At 35.5% G+C, this 19,498-nt stretch carries 16 protein-coding genes; 11 read left to right on the top strand and 5 right to left on the bottom strand.

All coding sequences use genetic code 11. From position 1 onward, the window contains the following. Positions 1-2: 2 nt before the first annotated feature. Both EsVE80_RS10030 and EsVE80_RS10025 read right to left on the bottom strand, forming a co-directional pair. Positions 3-1,352: a carbohydrate ABC transporter permease gene (locus EsVE80_RS10030; protein ID WP_173103586.1), complete on the bottom strand. Its 1,350-nt coding sequence runs from the start codon at positions 1,350-1,352 to the stop codon at positions 3-5. A 191-nt stretch (positions 1,353-1,543) separates the two neighbouring features. After that, a complete protein-coding gene (locus tag EsVE80_RS10025; protein WP_173103585.1) occupies positions 1,544-2,800 on the bottom strand; it encodes an extracellular solute-binding protein in 1,257 nt (418 codons plus the stop codon). A gap of 358 nt (positions 2,801-3,158) precedes the next feature. On the opposite strand from EsVE80_RS10025, the gene EsVE80_RS10020 reads away from it, so the two are divergent. The 4 genes from EsVE80_RS10020 to EsVE80_RS10005 all read left to right on the top strand — a co-directional run bounded on the left by EsVE80_RS10020 (position 3,159) and on the right by EsVE80_RS10005 (position 9,003). After that, complete coding sequence (locus tag EsVE80_RS10020) at positions 3,159-4,916, top strand: glycoside hydrolase family 13 protein (RefSeq protein ID WP_173103584.1); 1,758 nt, start codon at positions 3,159-3,161, stop codon at positions 4,914-4,916. Positions 4,917-4,930: 14 nt separating this feature from the next. Further along, positions 4,931-6,556 (top strand): glycoside hydrolase family 13 protein, encoded by a 1,626-nt coding sequence (locus EsVE80_RS10015; protein ID WP_173103583.1) that lies wholly within the window; start codon positions 4,931-4,933, stop codon positions 6,554-6,556. Beyond that, complete coding sequence (locus EsVE80_RS10010) at positions 6,553-8,178, top strand: glycoside hydrolase family 13 protein (protein WP_173103582.1); 1,626 nt, start codon at positions 6,553-6,555, stop codon at positions 8,176-8,178. Before EsVE80_RS10015 ends, EsVE80_RS10010 begins: the two co-directional genes overlap by 4 nt. Before the next feature lie 108 nt (positions 8,179-8,286). Then, positions 8,287-9,003, top strand: a complete 717-nt coding sequence (locus EsVE80_RS10005) for a CPBP family intramembrane glutamic endopeptidase (RefSeq protein WP_173103581.1) — start codon at positions 8,287-8,289, stop codon at positions 9,001-9,003. An 87-nt stretch (positions 9,004-9,090) separates the two neighbouring features. Here the strand turns inward: EsVE80_RS10005 and EsVE80_RS10000 are convergent, their stop codons facing one another. Then, positions 9,091-10,290 (bottom strand): DUF2075 domain-containing protein, encoded by a 1,200-nt coding sequence (locus EsVE80_RS10000; RefSeq protein ID WP_408639879.1) that lies wholly within the window; start codon positions 10,288-10,290, stop codon positions 9,091-9,093. A 138-nt stretch (positions 10,291-10,428) separates the two neighbouring features. Between EsVE80_RS10000 and EsVE80_RS09995 the strand changes: the two genes are divergently transcribed. The 4 genes from EsVE80_RS09995 to crcB all read left to right on the top strand — a co-directional run bounded on the left by EsVE80_RS09995 (position 10,429) and on the right by crcB (position 12,850). After that, on the top strand, positions 10,429-11,364 hold the full coding sequence (locus EsVE80_RS09995) for a cation diffusion facilitator family transporter (RefSeq protein ID WP_173103579.1): 936 nt from the start codon (positions 10,429-10,431) through the stop codon (positions 11,362-11,364). Positions 11,365-11,461: 97 nt separating this feature from the next. Next, positions 11,462-12,022 (top strand): elongation factor P, encoded by a 561-nt coding sequence (gene efp, locus EsVE80_RS09990; protein WP_173103578.1) that lies wholly within the window; start codon positions 11,462-11,464, stop codon positions 12,020-12,022. Between the two features lie 94 nt (positions 12,023-12,116). Then, the gene (locus EsVE80_RS09985; RefSeq protein ID WP_173103577.1) at positions 12,117-12,500 is read left to right on the top strand and encodes a fluoride efflux transporter FluC; all 384 of its coding nucleotides are present in this window, start codon (positions 12,117-12,119) and stop codon (positions 12,498-12,500) included. After that, positions 12,497-12,850 carry a fluoride efflux transporter CrcB gene (gene crcB / locus EsVE80_RS09980; protein ID WP_173103576.1) on the top strand — a complete coding sequence of 118 codons (354 nt, stop codon included), beginning with the start codon at positions 12,497-12,499 and terminating at the stop codon, positions 12,848-12,850. Before EsVE80_RS09985 ends, crcB begins: the two co-directional genes overlap by 4 nt. 270 nt (positions 12,851-13,120) lie before the next feature. Here the strand turns inward: crcB and EsVE80_RS09975 are convergent, their stop codons facing one another. After that, positions 13,121-13,411 (bottom strand): GIY-YIG nuclease family protein, encoded by a 291-nt coding sequence (locus EsVE80_RS09975; protein WP_173103575.1) that lies wholly within the window; start codon positions 13,409-13,411, stop codon positions 13,121-13,123. Continuing rightward, positions 13,401-14,135 (bottom strand): tRNA1(Val) (adenine(37)-N6)-methyltransferase, encoded by a 735-nt coding sequence (locus EsVE80_RS09970; RefSeq protein WP_173104188.1) that lies wholly within the window; start codon positions 14,133-14,135, stop codon positions 13,401-13,403. Before EsVE80_RS09970 ends, EsVE80_RS09975 begins: the two co-directional genes overlap by 11 nt. Positions 14,136-14,364: 229 nt before the next feature. Here EsVE80_RS09970 and EsVE80_RS09965 point away from each other — a divergent pair, with 229 nt between their 5' ends. The 3 genes from EsVE80_RS09965 (at position 14,365) to EsVE80_RS09955 (ending at position 19,470) form a co-directional block, all read left to right on the top strand. Continuing rightward, entirely contained in the window at positions 14,365-14,982 is a 618-nt protein-coding gene (locus EsVE80_RS09965; RefSeq protein WP_173103574.1) for a lysophospholipid acyltransferase family protein, read from the top strand. 189 nt (positions 14,983-15,171) lie between these two features. Beyond that, a complete protein-coding gene (locus tag EsVE80_RS09960; protein WP_173103573.1) occupies positions 15,172-16,302 on the top strand; it encodes an exonuclease SbcCD subunit D in 1,131 nt (376 codons plus the stop codon). Positions 16,303-16,353: 51 nt separating this feature from the next. Further along, complete coding sequence (locus EsVE80_RS09955; RefSeq protein WP_173103572.1) at positions 16,354-19,470, top strand: AAA family ATPase; 3,117 nt, start codon at positions 16,354-16,356, stop codon at positions 19,468-19,470. Positions 19,471-19,498: the final 28 nt, after the last annotated feature.

Here is a 19,498-nt window from a genome sequence, read left to right as displayed (position 1 = left end):
TTTTACGCCTCCTTAAATGAATTCGTGCGAGTATAAGCCAGTAGACTAAAGACTGCGGATAAAATAAAAATTAAAATACCAATGACAGAAGCCAAATTGTAGTCCAATGTATTTACAGTCAAGTTATAAAGCCAAGTGACTAAAAGGTCAGTGGAACCAGCACCATAAAAGTCAGAGTTTGTCGGACCACCTTGCGTTAAGAGGTAGATAACATTGAAATTATTGATGTTGCCGATAAATTGTTGAATCAAAGCTGGTGTCATTACAAATAAAATTTGTGGGAAAGTGATGTTACGAAATATCTGGAATTTATTAGCACCGTCAATTTCGGCTGCTTCGATTTGATCGGTGGGTAAATTTTGGATAATTCCTGTTGAAACTAACATCGTTACAGGAATCCCAATCCACATATTGACGACAATAACAGTAATTTTTGCTAGAAGTGGGTCTGTCAAAAATGGAATAGAACTTGATATCCAGCCTAAGTTTTGTAAAATTGCATTGATTGGTCCAGCATCATTTAATAAGTTACGCATGACGAGTAAAGAGACAAATTGCGGAACTGCCATTGTAATAACAAAAAGTGTCCGCCACATTTTTTTGTATTTAATTCCTTTGGCATTAATTAATAATGCCAAAATGATACCAAAAAAGAAGTTAGTTACAGTGGCAAAAATCGCCCAAACTAAAGTCCAGCCTAAGACAGGGAAAAAAGTGCCTGCCATGTTACCACTAATAACATTTCCAAAATTTTGTAGCCCCACCCAACTAAAAAGACTCTTTGGTGGTAAATGATTGTGATCATAATTAGTAAAGGCGATAGAAATCATATATAAAAGTGGCAAAACAGTAAAGAACAATACCCCAAGCAAAGGAATCGTCATTAAGGTAACATGAAAGCGTTCGTTTAGTAAGCTGCGCAAATCCTGCATGGTGGAAGGAACTTTAGCATCAGTCTGATTTAATTCAAACAAGTGACGGGCACTTTTCAAATTGATAACGTATAAAATAATTAATAAAACACAGACTAGAATAGCTGCAATTCCGAAAAGTAAAATTAACATGGAATTATCACCTTTTTGTAAAAGTTCAATTCCCAAATCTTCGTTGTAAACCAAGCCTTGTTTTTTTGTTCCTAAAGTTTGAAGCATTGCTAAGGCGTGAGCGCCATTGGTTACAAGCCAATAAATAAAACCAATTTGACTGATTAAAAACAAAAGACCTTTTGGTATTTGCTTATTTGCTAAGTTAGCGGCACCCATGATAAAAAAAGAGAGTTTTGTTGGTAAATCACCTTTTTTGAAAAGTTCGCTAAAGGTGATAGTGGTTTTATAGTTTTTATTTTTGAACATATGGTCTTCACCTAACTTTCGTTTTTCCCACTTTTAAAAAGAGGATTTTGAATGACTAAGAAAAATGGAGTAAGATTTCCATTTATGACAAAAAAACTGTCTGTTTTGCTTAACTAAAAAGGCCGAGCGAAAAATCAGCAAGGATTTTTGATCGGCCTTAAATTTTAAACTTGCCTTAAGTTAATAGGAGATTATTCTGCTGTTTTTGCTGTATCTGCGACGAATTTATCTAATTTAGCTTGATAATCATTAGCTGAAATTTTGCCTTTATAAGTATCATTAATCAAAGCATCCATCGGTGGCCAGAATGAAACCATTTCCGGTAATTTAGGCATAACAACAGAATGGTCAGGATCAGCCATTTCCATTACTGCTTTGGCAACTGCGTCTTCTTTTACTTTACTATCTTCTTGTAATTCTTTATTAGATGGGATAACACCATTGACTTCAAATTCTTTTTGTTGTGTTTCTTTCCCACTTAGATAGTTTGCAAGTGCCATTGCTGCTAATGGTGCCTTTGTTTGTTGGTTGACACCATATACTTTAACCCCTAAGAAAGCTTTCATTTGTTTTGGACCATTGCCAAAGTCGATAGTAGGGTAAGCTGCAACGGCCATGTTATCACCTAATGCTTTTTTTACATCATTTTTAGACCAAGGACCAGAAAGAAAGGCGTCTGTTTTACCAGATTGTAAATTTGATAAAGCAGAAGCGTTGGCTTGAACCACGCCAGCATTATTTTTTTGTTTTGCAATCCAATCTAAAACTTGTACTCCTTGTTCATTATTGAAGTTTGTTCCCTTTAAATCTTCTCCATTTTCACCATATAAAACATTTCCATTACTCATAAATAGTGGACCAAAAATATAGTTAGCGCCTGCTTCGGCAAAGTTCGTACCGATTTTGCCTTTTTCAGTTAATGTTGTCCAGGTTTTTACATCATCTTCAGACAATTTTGCTTTGTTATAGTAGAGAACTTGGGATTCAACACCATAGGGATAACCGTAAATTTTATCTTTCCAAGTAACACCGTTAATGGCTGCTTCTGTATTATTTTCTTTAATTTCTTCTGCTTGTTTTTTACCAACTGGATATAAAAGCCCAGCTTCTGCCATTTGACCAATTTGATCATGGGGCATCATGAAGACATCGGCTGCTTTTTCGGGATCTTTGGAAACATCAGCTTTCGCATCAGCAGATTGACCTGCTTTAATCGTTACTTTTACATCAGGATATTCTTTTTGGAAATCAGCAACAGCTTCTTTAATAGCTGGGATATGTTCTGTATCAATCCAAACTTTTAAATCACCTTTTACTTCTTCGGATTTTGCAGATGAATTAGTTGCGGTATCATCTTTTGAATCATTAGATCCACAAGCGGATAGGGCCATAGCGGATAAGCTTAAGACTACGCCGCCCATCAATAACTTTTTCCAATTTGCTTTCATTTCTTGTTCCTCCCAAAAATTTTTTAAATGATTTCGCTTACAAAATGTATTATGCAACCGATTGCGGAAATAGTCAAGCGGTTTATTCGAAATATTTTCATTTATTTACTTCAAATGAAAAATAAGAAAATAGAATGCTATAAAAAATCTATTTATATAATGAAAAAATCGACTGTTAAGACTAATTGTATTAAAATAAATATAAGAATATAGCTAGATTAATAATAGAAAAAAATAAATGCAATCGTTTGCGGTAATTTCGTTGAAATTCAAATTTTAATATGTCATAATGAAGCCAAAATAAATTTTTTTCTCATGAAATATCGTGAGTAGCTAAAAAAGAGAAGGGTGCGATTTGATGAATACTGCAGCAATTAATCACCGTCCAGATAGTGAATTTGCCTATCTTTATCAAAAAAATCTTATGCATATCCGTTTAAAAACAGCAAAAAATGATGTAAAAAAAGTAGAACTTCTTCATGGCGATACGTATACCTTGGGCGATGAAAAATGGTATCAAACGCCATTGGTAATGGAAAAATATTTAACAACAGAACAGCATGATTATTGGGTGGTAGCAACAAGTGAACCTTATAAGCGCATGGCTTACGGTTTTAAAGTTACCGGTTTAGATGATAGTGAAGTTTTTTATGGCGATCACGGTTGTTTTCCAGCCGATAAACAATATTTAGAGATGCCAAATAACTATTTTAGAATGCCGTATTTCCATGAAGCCGATCGCTTTAAAGCCCCAACATGGGTAAAAAATACAGTGTGGTATCAAATTTTTCCAGAACGATTTGCCAATGGTGATCAAAGTAACGATCCAAAAGGGACATTACCATGGGGTTCAAAAAATCCCGATCGTCAAGATTTTTTTGGAGGCGATTTACAAGGTGTTTTGAATCACTTAGATCATTTAACAGAACTGGGAATTAATGGTTTGTATTTTTGTCCAATTTTTAAAGCGCATTCCAATCATAAATATGACACAATCGATTACTTTGAAATTGATCCAGATTTTGGTGACAAAGTTTTATTCAAGAAGCTAGTGGAAGAATGTCATCAACGAGGGATTAAAGTAATGTTGGATGCTGTATTTAATCATATGGGAGATACCTCGCCTCAATGGCAAGATGTGTTACAAAAAGGTGCAGCATCAAAATTCGCGGATTGGTTTCATATTAACGAGTTTCCAGTTAGCTATAAAGAGGGAGCTAATTTCGAAGATGCTTACGATATTACCTATGATGTTTTCGCCTTTACTCCGCATATGCCCAAACTAAATACAGCAAATCCGGAGGTGAAAAAATATCTATTGGAAATTGCAGAATATTGGATTAAAGAGTTTGATATTGATGCTTGGCGTTTAGACGTCGCCAATGAAGTTGATCACGCATTTTGGCGGGAGTTTCGCCAAGTGTGTGACGCAGCCAAAGATGACTTTTATATTCTAGGTGAAATTTGGCATTCTTCGCAAAGCTGGCTTAACGGAGACGAATTTACTGCAGTCATGAATTACGCATATACAGATGCAATTTCTGGTGCATTTGTCAAAAAAGAAATTACGTTGGCAAAGATGGTATCTGAAATTAATCGACAATTAATGCTTTATCGCGATCAAACTAATCAAGTGCAGTTTAATGTTTTAGATTCTCACGACACACCACGAATTTTGACAGAAGCAAAAAACGACAAAGATTTAATGAAACAGGTAGAAGCGTTTACTTATCTACAACCGGGAGTGCCTTGTATTTATTATGGTGATGAATTTGCTATGACTGGAAAAATGGACCCGGATTGTCGTAAGTGTATGGTATGGGAGAAAAGTGAACAAGATTTAGACATGTTTGATTTTTTCAAAAAATTGGTTAAATTTCGACGTGACTTTGCTGAAATCTTATCAGCAGGGCAAATGGTTTGGGAAAGTGTTGATTTAGCTAAGCAACAAATTGTGCTCGTACGTAAATTGGCTGATAAACAAATTTTTGGCTATTTTAATTTGGCTGAAAATGAGACGACGGTAAACATTAAAGGCGAGATTATCTTGTCAAATGGCTTTAGAGCAGATAAGAAATTAGGCCCTAAAGGTTTTGTTATTACAAAAGAGAACTAGAAAGAGTGAAAAAAATGGAAAAGCACTGGTGGCAAGAAGTAGTTGTTTATCAAATCTATCCGCGCAGTTTTAAAGATAGTAATGGCGATGGAATTGGTGATATTGGCGGTATTATTGAAAAGTTAGATTATTTGAAGACGCTGGGAATTGGAGCGATTTGGTTATCGCCTGTTTATGCTTCTCCCAATGATGATAATGGTTATGATATTTCCGATTATGAAGCAATTATGTCAGAATTTGGCACGATGGAAGAGATGGAGCATTTAATTGCCGAAGCGAAAAAACGGTCAATCAAAATTGTGATGGATTTAGTAGTGAATCATACATCTGATGAGCATCATTGGTTTGTAGAAGCGAAAAAAAGTAAAAAAAATGCTTATCGTGACTATTATATTTGGTCAGACCCAAAAGCAGATGGTAGTGCACCTAATGGATTGGAATCAACATTTTCTGGGAGTGCTTGGGAATTTGATGAAAGTAGTGGTCAGTACTACCTTCATTTATTCTCCAAAAAACAACCAGATTTGAATTGGAGCAATGAAAAAGTGCGGCAATCTGTCTACGACATGATGAATTTTTGGATTGAAAAAGGAATTGGCGGTTTTCGCATGGATGTTATTGACTTGATTGGAAAAGTACCAGAAGAATTGATTACCGGTAATGGTCCGAAACTACATGATTATTTAAAAGAAATGAATCAAGCTACATTTGGCCAACATGATTTGTTAACAGTCGGTGAGACATGGGGTGCAACACCAGAAATTGCAAAACTGTACTCTAATCCTAATCGGAAAGAACTAAGCATGGTTTTTCAATTTGAGCACGTTAGTCTAGATGAACAACCGCAAAAAAGTAAATGGGATTTACGCCCGCTAGAAGTTGAACAGCTAAAGAAAGTATTTGCTAAATGGCAGACAGAGTTAGGCAATGAAGGATGGAATTCGTTGTTTTGGAACAATCATGATCTGCCGCGGATTATTTCTCGTTGGGGAGATGAAAAAAATTATCGCGTCAAAAGCGGTAAACTTTTGGCCATTTTATTGCATTTATTAAAAGGAACTCCTTATATTTATCAAGGTGAAGAAATTGGCATGACGAATCGAGCGGTTTCTACAATTGAGGAAGTTGATGACATTGAAAGTATTAATATGTATCAAGAACGCCTGAATATAGGCTATGAGCCCGCTGAAATCATTCAGGCAATTAATGTCAAAGGCCGGGATAATGCACGAACGCCGATGCAATGGGAGGATAGTGAAAATGCTGGTTTTACCAAGGGGAAACCATGGCTATTTGTAAATGAAAATTATCCGGAAATAAATGTTGCTAAAGCGCTAATGAACAAAGATTCACTTTTTTATACCTACCAAAAACTTATTCAGTTACGAAAAGATAATCCTTTAGTAGTGTGGGGAGATTTTCACTTGTTAAAAACAGCTCCTGAAGTTTTTGCGTATGAACGTCATTATGAAGGGAAAACTTGGTTAGTAGTTGCAAACTTTACGAGTGAAGTGAACATATTTCACTATAATGGGACCATTAAGGAAATGATTATTACAAACGGCCCTGAGCCAGCACAGTTAAAAGAAGTCTCTCTTATGCCGTGGGATGCTTTTGTTGTAGAAGTGGTGAAGTCATGAACAATTGGTGGCAAAATGCAGTAGGTTACCAAATTTATCCACGCAGTTTTTACGATAGCAATGGTGATGGAATTGGAGATATTAAAGGCATTATTACAAAAATCCCGTATTTAAAAAAATTAGGAATTGATTTCATTTGGTTGAATCCCATATATAAATCTCCCAATGTAGATAACGGGTATGATATTTCTGATTACAAAGATATTGCAGCAGAATATGGCAACATGGCGGAATTTCAAGAGCTTTTGGCCACTTGTCATAAAGAAAATCTAAAAGTTATTTTGGATTTGGTAGTGAATCATACAAGTGATCAACATCCATGGTTTGTACAAGCAAGAAAAGGTAAAGATAACCCGTATCGCAATTACTACCATTGGCAAGATGCAACGGAGCAAAATTTGCCCAATAATTGGCAAAGCTTTTTTGGGGGTTCAACTTGGTCACTAGACGAAGCCAGTGGTCAAGCCTATTTTCATGTTTTTGCACCAGAACAGCCAGATTTAAACTGGAAAAATGAGGCTGTACGTAATGAAATTTATCAAATGATTCGTTGGTGGTTAGACTTGGGAATTGATGGATTTCGACTGGATGCTATTAGCCATATTCAAAAGGAACCTTGGAATTTTAAAATTAAAGATAATCCTTGGGCACCATTTATGAATGTAGCAGGAATTGATAGCTATATGAAAGACTTGCAACAAATTTTTAAGGAATACAAGGTGATGACAGTCGGAGAAGCCAGTGGTGTTTCGAGTAAAAAAGCGGTAAATTGGACAGATTCAGATGGTTATTTGGATATGATTTTTGAGTTGGAACATAATGTTCGAAAAGGAATCCCTGGGGAGGAACGTATTGATTTATTAGGTTTCAAAAAAGTAATCGCTCGCTGGCAAAAAGATTTAGGTGAAAAAGGCTGGAATGCGCTTTATATTGAAAATCACGATAATCCGCGTTTCAATAGTATTTTAGGAAATGAAACAAAAAAATCAGCTAAAGCGGTAGCAATGATGTATCTTTTGTTAAGAGGAACACCATTTATTTATCAAGGGCAAGAATTAGGAATGACAAATTATCCTTTTCAAACAATTGCTGAAGTGGACGCCAAAGATACTCTTTCTTTTTATCGGCGTCTTTTGGCGGAGAAAAAAAGCAAGAAAGAAGCATTAAAGCTCGCAACAGCGTGGAGCCGCGATCATGCCCGGACTCCAATGCAATGGGATGATAGTGAACATGCTGGTTTTACTACAGGAAGACCTTGGCTTGAAGTTAATCCCAATTATAAGAAAATAAATGTCATTGCAGAAACTGAAGATACTGACTCTGTCTGGAATTTTTACCGAAAATTGATTCGAATTCGCAAACAGGAGAAAACTTTTGCAACGGGTGCTTTTGAATTAATCGCTCAAAATGATCCTGATATTTTTGCCTACCTTAGAAAAGGAGAAAAGCAATTTTTAATCCTTACTAATATCAGTGAAAAAAAACGAACACTGACCTTGCCTAAAAAAATATGGCAAAGAAATTGGCGGTTATGCCTTGCAAATAATGAAGCCTCCCAACAAGCATTAGACAAAAAAATTTCATTAGCTCCCTACGATGCTTTTCTATTTGTATTGGAATAAAACGTGATAATTACGAGGAAAGATTTTAATTCAGATTTCTTTTTTGGCTAATTGAAATGCTTTTGTTACACTGAATTTACTAAAATCATTAGGAAAAGAGTGAAATAAATGAAAGCAAAGTGGGAAAGAAGAGATTGGTTGGGTTTGATTATTTTGCCTTTGGAGTTGTTAATTGGTAATAATCTGACACGAATTCCTTTTTTTAAAGAAAATCCGTTTTATTTTTTAATTGGTGTAATTGTGATTAATGTGTTGGCATTTCTCACGTTAATAACCTTGTATAAATCAGATTTAAAAACACAATGGAAAGAATACCGGCAGCATTTATGGCGAAATTTATTATTGGCTATTGTTCTCGTAGTTGCTAGTCATTTATTGATTCAATTTGTTAGAGACGCTTTGCCAGCCAATTTAATGAAAATTCCAGCGGATACTTCTGGAGAGACGGTATCCCAAAATGATTTTCAAGGGAACTTACAGTTAGTAGCCTTATTTTTAGCCGCGCTGCCTTCGTTTATTGCCCCATTTTCTGAAGAGTTAGTATTTCGCTATTTATTGGTAGGGAAATCACCTAATACTTTAATTCGAATCATGATGCTTTTTGTTCAAGCTGTTTTATTTGGTTTGATTCATTATGCTAATTTTAATGGTAATCTTTATGCAACGATTCCGTATATGGCAGTAGGCTTTTTCTTCGGGTTAATCTATTTGGTGTATCGCAATATTTGGGGTTCACTGATTGTCCACTGGATTTTCAATTCTATTAATCAAATGATTCCAACATTATTTATTATTATTTTGACCTTATTAGGAATTGCAAAATAAATTAGAAAAATAAGAAGTAAGGATAATTATCCTTACTTCTTATTTTTTTTATAACCAGCAACAATAGAATAAAACTACTATTAATTTTTAGTTTAGAGCAAGTAAATGTTGCCTTAATACTGGATCAGTGGCATAAATATATAAACCATATTTTCCTCGTTTTAATAAAATATTGATAGAGTTCATGACAATCTCGTTTTTTGCTTTTGCTAATGAAGATGGGGGTAAATCGTTTCTTTTTTTGAACGCTTCATGATCTTCGTAAAGGCTACTATCAATATAAACTTCTTGCTTTTCTTCATTGTATTTTACACTGGGTCCTAAAATAACGCCGGCATAATTTAAGTCAAATCCTTGGATAGTATAAATTGATCCAACTTCATTAATCGTTTCGGGTCGCTCCGCCCAAGGGCGATCGGTAAAATTTATTTTATCCCACGGTAGCTTTAATTTTCCCGCGCTAACAAACCACATCTTATCATCGAAAACAGTGAAAGGAAAATCAGTTGTTGCTAGCAGGCGCGATAGGCCAAACTCCTGATTTTTTGCTTTGATTTTTTCGTAAAGAGGGATACCATCAGCGAAAAATTCAAGTTCAAAGTTTTTGGTTGCCGGCTTTGGTTTTAATTGACCTTGAAGAAATGCATTAATCCAAGTGTTGATTTGAGGATTTTGTAGTCGATACTGTTGGTTTAAATGACAGTACTGCGTAGGATAATCTTGTAGTAGTGTTTTTAGCCAATCTTGTTGCCAATAACTTTTTAATTTTATTATCTGAGCGAAGTCGAAAACTAAAATTACGACTCTTGCTAACTTCAAAATCTCTATCAATTGATTTTGCTGTTGGAATTTATTAAAAGGATCAGATTTAGTTAAAAGTAAGTGGGCCTCGTCAATCATGACAATATCAGCTTTCTTATTCTTTTTTTGATACAGGTTAATAAAAGGTGTTGGTTTCGTGAAATCTTTTTTGTATAAATAACGAGATTTTGTCGCAAACTCTTGATAAATTTTTAACATTTCGTTGTGGTTTACGAGTAATTTATTATCAAAAGTAGAAAATGCTGTACCGTCTTGTCTACTTAATTTTTGTATTTTCTCAAAAGCGCTCGCTAAAACAATGCTTTTTCCCACACCTGCTTCACCACTTAAAACGAAGACAGTTGTTTGAGATTGCCTACTATTTTTGATACTGAAATCTACAATTTTTGTTATTATCTTTTGTTGATTTTGGTCTAATTGAGCGTACGAGGGCAGTAAAAAACTGCTAGTAAATGTCTCCATAATGTCACTTCCTATGGCTATTGTAGGAAAAAAGCTGATTTTTGTAGAATATTTTGTTTTAAAAGCACTAATATTTTTGCTAAATTGCTAGTTTCTTTATAATAAAGGAGAGATTTCATTTAATTGAAAGAGGCGAGAAGAATGGAAAAAGAACAAGGTCAGGGAATGATGGCTGTGATTGCGGCTTTAATTGCCAATATTTTAGTAGCAATCAGCAAATTTGTCGGCTATTTATTAAGTGGTAGTGCCGCAATGTTAAACGAGAGTATTCATAGTGTTGTGGATTGTAGCAATCAGGCATTACTTTTAATTGGTGATAAGAGAGCCGCGCGTCCAGTTAGCCAATTGCATCAATTTGGTGAAGGACGTGCAAAATATTTTTTTAGTACTATTGTTGCGATGATGCTTTTCTTTGGTGGCGGAGCTTTGGGTGTAATGGAAGCGATGGAAAAAATTTTTCATCCTGCCCATGAAGTTGGCAATCAATGGCTTGTCATTGGTATTTTAATTTTTGGGATGATCGTAGAGGGCAGTTCACTAAGAATAGCATTTAAAGAAATTAAAGAATTAAATGAAGAGAAGTTGCCATTGTTTCACTTTTTGAGAGAAAGTCGCCATAGTGAAATTTTAATTATCTTTACTGAAGATTTTTGTGCAGTTATTGGTTTATTGTTAGCGTTAGGCGGAACTATTTTGACCATGTTAACAGGCAATGCGTTATTTGATGCGTTGAGTGGGTTGTTAATTGGGCTGTTGTTAATGTTTGCCGCTGTCTTTTTAGCCCGTGAATTTTATAGTTTGATTATCGGTGAAAGTGTTACTGCTAATGATTTGAAAAAAATTAAAGCAGCATTTTCTCGTTCGGAAGTAAAACGTCTGATTGATATTAAGACTGTTCACTTGGGGCCAACAGAAATTATGATTGCAGCTAAAATTGATATTATTGATGAAGAAGAAGCTCATAGCTATACTGTGGTAAATATGATTGAAGAAGAAATTCGACGAAATTTACCTGATAAAAAAGTCTACATTTATATTGAAACGGATGAATATGATCCCAACTACATTCGAAAATAAAAGTCAATAAAAGAGAATTTTGACTAAAACTAGCATAAACGCTTCTTGTTTGCTACAATGAAAAAGAATTTTATAACAAGAAAGAAGGATTTATACAATGATTGCAGCAAGTGATTTACGGGCAGGGATGACATTTGTCCAAGACGGAAAATTGATTAAAGTTTTAGATGCGAGTCATCATAAACCGGGTAAAGGTAATACAGTAATGCGAATGAAACTTCGTGATGTTAGAACAGGTGCGACGTATGATACAACTTTACGACCTGATGAAAAATTTGAAAAAGCTCACATCGACACAAAACCTGTCCAATATTTATATACGATGGATGATACCGCATTTTTCATGGATTTAGAAACTTATGAACAATATGAAATTCCAGTTGAAACCATCGAAGAAGAAATGAAATATTTATTAGAAAATATGGAAGTTAAAATCCAATTCTTCGGCTCAGAGGTAATTGGAGTACAATTACCAACGACTGTTGTTTTAGTTGTTGCAGAAACACAACCTTCAATTAAAGGTGCCACTGTAACAGGATCTGGTAAACCCGCTACGATGGAAACAGGACTAGTTGTTAACGTGCCAGATTTTATTGAAGCTGGTGAAAGTTTAGAAATTAATACAGCAGAAGGTACTTACCTTAAACGTGCTAAATAAATAAGCTTAAAAGCCAAGGGTTGCAACTGTTACTCTTGGTTTTTTTGTGCTACTTTTTTAAGTAGGAAAACTTTTTTGAAAAGGGGGCATTTGAGTGGATTACTTAATTGTTGCTTTCTTTGCTTTTTTTGGAGGCAATGCGCGCTATTTATTGGGTTTAAGTTTACCCGCAGTCAGTGGGTTTCCTTTAGGAACTCTAGTCGCCAATTTATTGGGTTGTTTTTTATTTAGTTGGCTAGTAAAGCATATTATGGCCGATCAAAATCTTAATGGACGGTTAATTCTAGGCGTTGGGACTGGTTTTTTTGGTGCTTTTACAACATTTTCTTCCTTTGCTTTAGATACGATAAAACTTTTTGAAACAAATATTTTATTGGCGTTTTTGTATTTAGTTTTATCTGTTTTCGGAGGGATTTTAATGGCCTATCTGGGAGAAAAAGTATGGCGACCAAAGCCACATAAGGAGGACTTGGCATGAGGATGCTGCTAGTTGGTTTTGGTGCTGCGCTAGGAGCAATGGCACGTTTTGCTATCAATCGTTTTTTTGAAAAAAGACCACATCCTTATCCGTGGGCAACGCAAATTATTAATTTGACAGGTGCTTTTATCTTAGGGATATTTTCTGGTCTTCATTTAAACGATTCCCTTTATTTATTTTTAGGAACGGGCATGATGGGCGGATATACAACGTTTTCTACTTTTAATTTTGAGTTGTTAACTTTGTGGCAGGCAAAGCCCAAACTTTTTTATCGTTATTTTGCAGTTTCTTATGGTGGAGGCTTATTTTTAAGCTTTCTTGGTGTTTTAGTAGGGAGTTTTGGACAATAAACTACCCAAAGGAGGAGTAGTGGTAAAAGGCATCATTTTGTCTTTGCTAGTGGTCCTTTTGGGTAGTTTTTATTTCATGATTTGGTAGACATCTCTTGAAATAAAGAGATAAGCTCATAGCCAGAACCTTGTACCATCACCGTGATGGTACAAGGTTCTTTTGAATAGATAATGTTGCAATCATAGTCATAACCAACAGCAACCTATTCATCTTCCTTTTTTTGTTTTAATGGTACTATAAAAGGATCCTCTAGCAATAAGAGAATCCTCTTATAGACGATTTAATTCAAGTTGGTTTTGTTCTTTATGCGCTTTTAAATAAGTTTCTTTTTGAAGACGACTTAATTTTTTAAAGGCAGCTTCAGCTTTAGTTGCACTACTGCGATCAGGAAAAACTTCTGCGTGGACCATTTGTAGCGGGCGTCTTTTTTTTAACCGAGTATATTTGGCTCCTACGCCGTCGTTGTGCTCTTTTAACCGGCGGGATAAATCTGTCGTATAGCCAGCATAAAAAGTATTATCATGGCATAAGAGGACGTAAAAATAATGCTTACTGGCCATAAAGCATCGCCTTAATAGCTGGTGTATATTCATTTGTGTTTGAATAGACAGTTAGGGGTGGTAAAATTTTAAATCCATCTTTTTTACCATCCTTAATTCCTTCCACCAAAACAATATTGGCATCTTTATTTTCTTTTGGATAGACAAATTGAACGCGTTTTGGTGCAATACGATAATCCTGCATTAATTCTAAAATTTCTAAAAAACGATCTGGTCGATGAACTAAAGCTAAACGTCCATTCATTTTTAGCATTTGGCTAGAGACGTCAATGACATCTTCTAGTGTCGCATGAATTTCGTGGCGGGCAATAGCTAAATGAGGATTCGGATTTTTTTCATTAGTAGGAAGATTTTTAAAATAAGGTGGATTACATAAGACCAGTTCCACCGAATCTTTTTTGATGACAGATAGGCTATCTTTTAAATTCAGTTCATAAACTTTCAACTGTTCTTCCAAATGATTTAAAGCAATACTGCGCTGTGCCATATCAGCTAAACGCGGTTGAATTTCGATTTGATCAATTTGGGCATTTGTTTTATGACTGACAAAAAGTCCGACGGCGCCATTTCCGGCACACAAATCAACGATTTTCCCTCGTTTTGGGATATTGGGAAAGTTGGCAAGTAAGACAGCATCAATAGAAAAGGAAAAGACATCTTTACTTTGAATAATCTTAATTCCTTCTGCATATAATGCGTCAATACGTTCATTTTTATTTAACACCATTTACACCTGCATTTTTCTTAATTGGAAATCTCTACTCGTATTATACCCGACTGGCAAAGTGGTGCAACTATTGAGAAAAAAAGCTTGTCAAAAGAATTTTTTTTTTGCATACTTAGACCGTGTTGCATTTGAAATAGTAGTATAAGTGTGAAATAATTGTATGTTACGGTACAGATCCATTAAGATTTCACTTGCAGATACCAAGATGAATAGAGAGGGAGATCAGATGTTTTTTACCATGATGCGGGGAATTGTCCGCTTTTTATTATTTGTACTAAACGGTAATTCTGAATTTCAAAATAAGGCTGCGTTACCCCAGAATGAAAATTATATTTTAGTTGCACCTCATCGGACTTGGTGGGACCCTTTGTACATGGCAGTAGGCGCTAGACCGAAAAAGTTCAGCTTTATGGCCAAGGAAGAATTATTCAAAAATCCTATTTTGCGTTTTATTCTCCTTCATGCTAATGCTTTTCCAGTTGACCGCAAGAAACCTGGTCCCTCAGCGATTAAAACACCAGTGAAGCTATTAAAAAATTCAGATTTGAGTTTAATTATGTTTCCCAGCGGCACCCGACACGCAACGGAGTTAAAGGGTGGAATGGCTTTAATTGCTAAAATGGCTAAAGTTAAAATTGTTCCGTGTGTTTATCAAGGGCCACTGACCTTTAAAGATTTATTAAAACGAAAAAAAGTTACGATGCGATTTGGTGAGCCTATTGATATTAGCGATGTGAAAAAAATTGATAAAGAAGGCATGGCCGTAGTAGAAAAACGTATTCAAACAGCTTTTGATCAGCTGGATCACGCAATTGATCCAAATTTTAAATATATTATTAAGTAAATTTTTTGCCAGCGTATGTTACGCTGGCATTTTTGTTATAGAGCAAAATTTTAATGATTTGCTAAAGAAAGCAAAAGCTGATAATCGCTGATCTATCTATTTTTATCTGGCGTAGACACGACTTTTTGAAAAAGGGAGGAAAGTGTTATAATGGTCTGAAGATGCTTTTTAGAAAGGTTGGAGAATCTCTTGCGTTTTTTACACACTGCAGATTGGCACATCGGAAAAAAATTAAATGGTTTTGATCTCTTAACGGAGCAAAATGCAGCTATTGATCAAATTTTATTGTTAGCTTTGTCAGAAAAAGTCGATGCAGTTGTAATTGCCGGCGACTTATACGATCGTGCAGTGCCAGCAGTGGATGCCGTTAATCTATTCAATAAAAAAATTGTTGCTTTTAACCTAAAAAATAAATTACCATTATTAGCAATTTCGGGTAATCATGATAGCTGTGAGCGTTTAAATTTTGGTACACCGTGGTTTAAGCAGACCAATTTTTATTTACACACAGAATTGTCAGAAGCGTTTCAACCGGTGGAATTAGCAGATACACAGTTTTTTCTCTTACCGTATTTTGAACCTTTTAGTGCACGGTTATATTTTGAAGATGACAGTATTAAGACGTTAGATGTCGCTATGAAAAAAGTAATCGCAGAAATGCAAAGCCATTTTAAACCGGATAAAAAGCACGTTTTAGTGGGACATTTTTTTGCAGCGGGTAGTAGTACAAGCGAGTCTGAAACAAAGATTACCGTGGGCGGTTTAGACAGCGTACCGACCGATTTGTTAGCGGCTTTTGATTATGTTGCTTTGGGACATTTGCATAATCATCAAGCTTTGAATCATCCGACAGTCCAATATAGTGGGGCTCCGTTAAAATACGCCATTTCAGAAGAAAAACAAACAAAAGGCGTTTATATTATAGATACGAGTGACTTTTCGCGTGCTTTTTATCCTTTACAACCGTTACATGATGTGCACACGTTAACAGCCAGTTATGAGGATTTATTAGCGCCAGCTTTTTATCAAAAGATTGTACGAGAAGATTTTTTACACATCCAGTTAACCGATCGTAGTGTTATTCCCAATTTGATGAACCAACTACGTGCCATCTATCCTCGCCTTTTAGGTATTGAGCGTTTAAATCAACTTGAAAGGGAAAACCAATTGACAAAGCTGCAAGAAAGAGCAGAAACGCCAGCTGAAATTGTTACAGATTTTTTTGCTGAGATGACGCATGAAAAGTTGACTGATCGGCAGGAAAAATGGTTAAAAAGGGGATTTCAGGCAGTAGAAAAATTAACCGAAAATGAAGATTAATTTTTTAGATAGCAGCAATGAAGGGGATTTAACAAGGAGGAGACAGCAGCCATGCAACCACGTACTTTGCGCATGAAAAATTTTGGACCCTATCTGGATGAAACAGTAGAATTTGGTGTTTTTTTAGATCAAGGACTGTTTTTAGTCAGTGGGAAAACTGGCGCAGGTAAAACAACGATTTTTGACGGGATGACTTTTGCTTTATTTGGGCAAACTTCTGGTAAACTTCGTAGTGGTAAAGAAATGCGTTCACTTTTTGCAAAAGATACAGAAGAAACAGAAGTCACTTTTTCGTTTAGTCACGGCGGACTTCTTTACGAAGTAATTCGGCGTCCTGAACAAGAAGTTGCCAAAAAGCGAGGCAATGGTACGACAAAAAGAGCTGGTAAAACGATTTTAACTGTCTATGATGAGGCTGGAAATGAAAAAAGACAGTATACCAAGAATGTCGACCAAGAATTGTATCAACTGCTACATTTAACTGCCGAGCAATTTTTTAAAATTATTATGCTACCACAAGGAGAATTCCGTAATTTTCTAATTGCTTCTAGTACCGATAAGGAACAAGTTTTACGGCGTTTATTTGATACAGAAATTTATCAGAATCTGCAAATTTGGTTAAAAGAGCAGGCAAGGAGTAAAAGCGAAAACATTCAAGCAAAGCAAAATCAAGCGGATGCTTTAATTGATAATTTTAAGTGGTTTAAAGAAGCCGCAGTATTTCCAAGCTTGACGGAAGCGAAGTCTGCTTGGGAACAAGATTTAACAGCTTTAACAGCAACAATCACTCGTCAAACAGAAATTGTTTCTGAATTAGTCGTAGCGAAAAATAAAGCCGAAAAACAATATTATCAAGCAGAAGAGGTAAAACGCAGCTTTGACGAATTAGATAAACTCTTATTGCAAGAAATTGAGCTAGATGCCAAAAAAATAGCTATAAGTAAAAAAGAAACTGAAAAAAAGTGGCTCTTATGGCTACAAGAACAAATGCCATTGGTGAATTCTATCAAGTTGGCAACAGCCAAAGTTGATCTTCAAGCAGATAAGCTTGCTATTGCAAAAAAAGAGGCAGGAAAAAATGCTCAGATGCTTGAAAGTTGGCAAGAGCAAAGAGAAATTATACAAACGGCAACGACAAATTTAGAAGAAACAAAGAAAAAACTCCATAGTTTAGAAGTGAAGTTACCCCAAGCGGAGCTGTTGGAGGAACAAACAGAAAAGCTTTTGGCTCAAAAGAAGACAAGTGATAAGACACAAGAAAAACTAGTAAGCATTAATCAGGATATTGCTGCTTTGCAGTTGTCTATTTTTCAAAAAGAGCAGTTAACTAAAAAGAGCGATCAATGGCAAACCACGATGACTGCACTAGCAAAAATCTTACAAAGTGTCAGTGATTATGAAAAACTAGACAAAACACAAACTTCTATATTAGAGCAATTGCGCCTAACAAGGAAAGAATTTATTAAAATACAAGCAATAAAAAGTAAACTAGAAACAGAAGTAGCAGAGGCAAAAGAAAATTATCTCCTCCAAAAAAGTAACTATGCCAAAGCAATGATTGCCAGATTAAGTTTAGATTTGGTTGCTGGCGAAGCTTGTCCAGTTTGTGGAGCAACAGAACACCCGAATATTATGCATCAGAATATGGACTTAGCTACAGTCAAAGAAAGTGAAGCCGCTTTAAACGCTGCTGAAGAAGAAAAAACAAATTTGACAAAGGAGCTTACGCGTACTGTTGCCAAACAAGAACAGCTGACAGAAGAACAGCAAAAAATAGAAAAGAGTCTCAGCGAAATAAACGTAGAAATGGCAGCTTTAAAAGAAAAAATTAAGCTCGATTTTTCCACTTGGCAAACAATTGAAGAAAAAGAAGATATATTTCCAGTAATTGCATCCTTTTATGAGCAACAAGAGCGTTTAGGTGAGGAAATTCAAAAAGCTAGGGAAGAACAGACTGAGTTAAAACAAAAACTAGACGAGCAAAATAATAAACTAACTCACTGGACAGAGCGCTATCACGAGCAAATTAACGGCTTAGAAAGATTTAAAGGGGAAGTCGAAAGCTTGCAGACCCAAGTGGGTAAAAGTAACGCTGCTGTTTTACGGCAGAAAATTAAAACTTATACAGATTTGATTGCAGCATTAAACCATCAATTGCAAGAAGATCGGATTGCTGGTGAAACACTGAAAGCTACAGCCAAAAGTTATAGTGCTCAAATTAAAGAAATAAGTGGTTATCATAATGAAGCAATAGAAGAAGTAATGCGCTTAACACAACAATTGGAAGTTAATCTCACACGTGCACCTCGAGAATTTTCTAAAGAACAAGTAATGAAACTAGTTGTCGATGAAAAGAGATTAGATGAACTAACGGCAGAAATTCAAACATACGAAAACAAGGTATTCGTTTTAACAGAGCAAAAACAAAAATTGCAAGCAAAGTTAAAAGGAAAAGAAATGCCGCAACTGGCGGAACTTGCAACCGTTTATAAAAAAGTTCAAGTGCAACTAAGTGAGAGTCAAAATCGTCTTTTGCTTTTAAAAGAGCAACAAAAGGATAACCAGGAATTGTTAGAAAAATTGAATACGCTCGTAAGTTTCCATGAAAAAGCATTATCAGAGTTAGCTGAAATAGAACAGTTAAGTCAAGTACTGAGTGGTAAAAATATGTATAAAACTAGTTTGGAACGCTATGTTTTACAAGCCTATTTAGCCGAAATTTTGACATTAGCTAACGTCCGTCTACAGCAGTTGACTAACGGGCGTTATCAATTTAGTTTAGCAGAAAAGTCAGATGGCGGTCGTGGGCAAAAAGGCTTGGATATTGATATTTATGATGACAACGCAGGACAAGCGAGACGAGTACAAACATTATCTGGTGGGGAAAGTTTTATCGCAGCGTTAGCATTAGCCTTGTCATTAGCAGATGTAATTCAAAATCGGACAGGCGGTATTGCTCTTGATGCACTATTCATTGATGAAGGTTTTGGCTCTTTAGATGAAGAGGCACTAGAAATGGCTTTAGAAGCTTTGAGTACGTTGGAAACAGAGGGACGACTCATTGGGATAATTAGTCACGTACCAGCTCTAAAAGAAAAAATTGGTCGACAGATAAATGTTAAAACAAATGGCGCTGGTCAAAGTAAAATTACATTGAATTTAGCTTGAAAATAGCAGCTTAAGCTGTTTGCAAATA

The organism is Enterococcus saigonensis, assembly GCF_011397115.1.
Lineage (GTDB): Bacteria > Bacillota > Bacilli > Lactobacillales > Enterococcaceae > Enterococcus_C > Enterococcus_C saigonensis.
Note: the sequence above shows the minus strand (reverse complement) of the source record. Positions and strands in the feature narration are given on the sequence as shown.

Bases quoted from the DNA above. Each gene is read 5' to 3' on its own strand.
- EsVE80_RS10030 (WP_173103586.1), bottom strand. From the start codon at position 1,352: ATGTTCAAAAATAAAAACTATAAAACCACTATCACCTTTAGCGAACTT.
- EsVE80_RS10025 (WP_173103585.1), bottom strand. From the start codon at position 2,800: ATGAAAGCAAATTGGAAAAAGTTATTGATGGGCGGCGTAGTCTTAAGC.
- EsVE80_RS10020 (WP_173103584.1), top strand. From the start codon at position 3,159: ATGAATACTGCAGCAATTAATCACCGTCCAGATAGTGAATTTGCCTAT.
- EsVE80_RS10015 (WP_173103583.1), top strand. From the start codon at position 4,931: ATGGAAAAGCACTGGTGGCAAGAAGTAGTTGTTTATCAAATCTATCCG.
- EsVE80_RS10010 (WP_173103582.1), top strand. From the start codon at position 6,553: ATGAACAATTGGTGGCAAAATGCAGTAGGTTACCAAATTTATCCACGC.
- EsVE80_RS10005 (WP_173103581.1), top strand. From the start codon at position 8,287: ATGAAAGCAAAGTGGGAAAGAAGAGATTGGTTGGGTTTGATTATTTTG.
- EsVE80_RS09995 (WP_173103579.1), top strand. From the start codon at position 10,429: ATGGAAAAAGAACAAGGTCAGGGAATGATGGCTGTGATTGCGGCTTTA.
- efp (WP_173103578.1), top strand. From the start codon at position 11,462: ATGATTGCAGCAAGTGATTTACGGGCAGGGATGACATTTGTCCAAGAC.
- crcB (WP_173103576.1), top strand. From the start codon at position 12,497: ATGAGGATGCTGCTAGTTGGTTTTGGTGCTGCGCTAGGAGCAATGGCA.
- EsVE80_RS09975 (WP_173103575.1), bottom strand. From the start codon at position 13,411: ATGGCCAGTAAGCATTATTTTTACGTCCTCTTATGCCATGATAATACT.
- EsVE80_RS09965 (WP_173103574.1), top strand. From the start codon at position 14,365: ATGTTTTTTACCATGATGCGGGGAATTGTCCGCTTTTTATTATTTGTA.
- EsVE80_RS09955 (WP_173103572.1), top strand. From the start codon at position 16,354: ATGCAACCACGTACTTTGCGCATGAAAAATTTTGGACCCTATCTGGAT.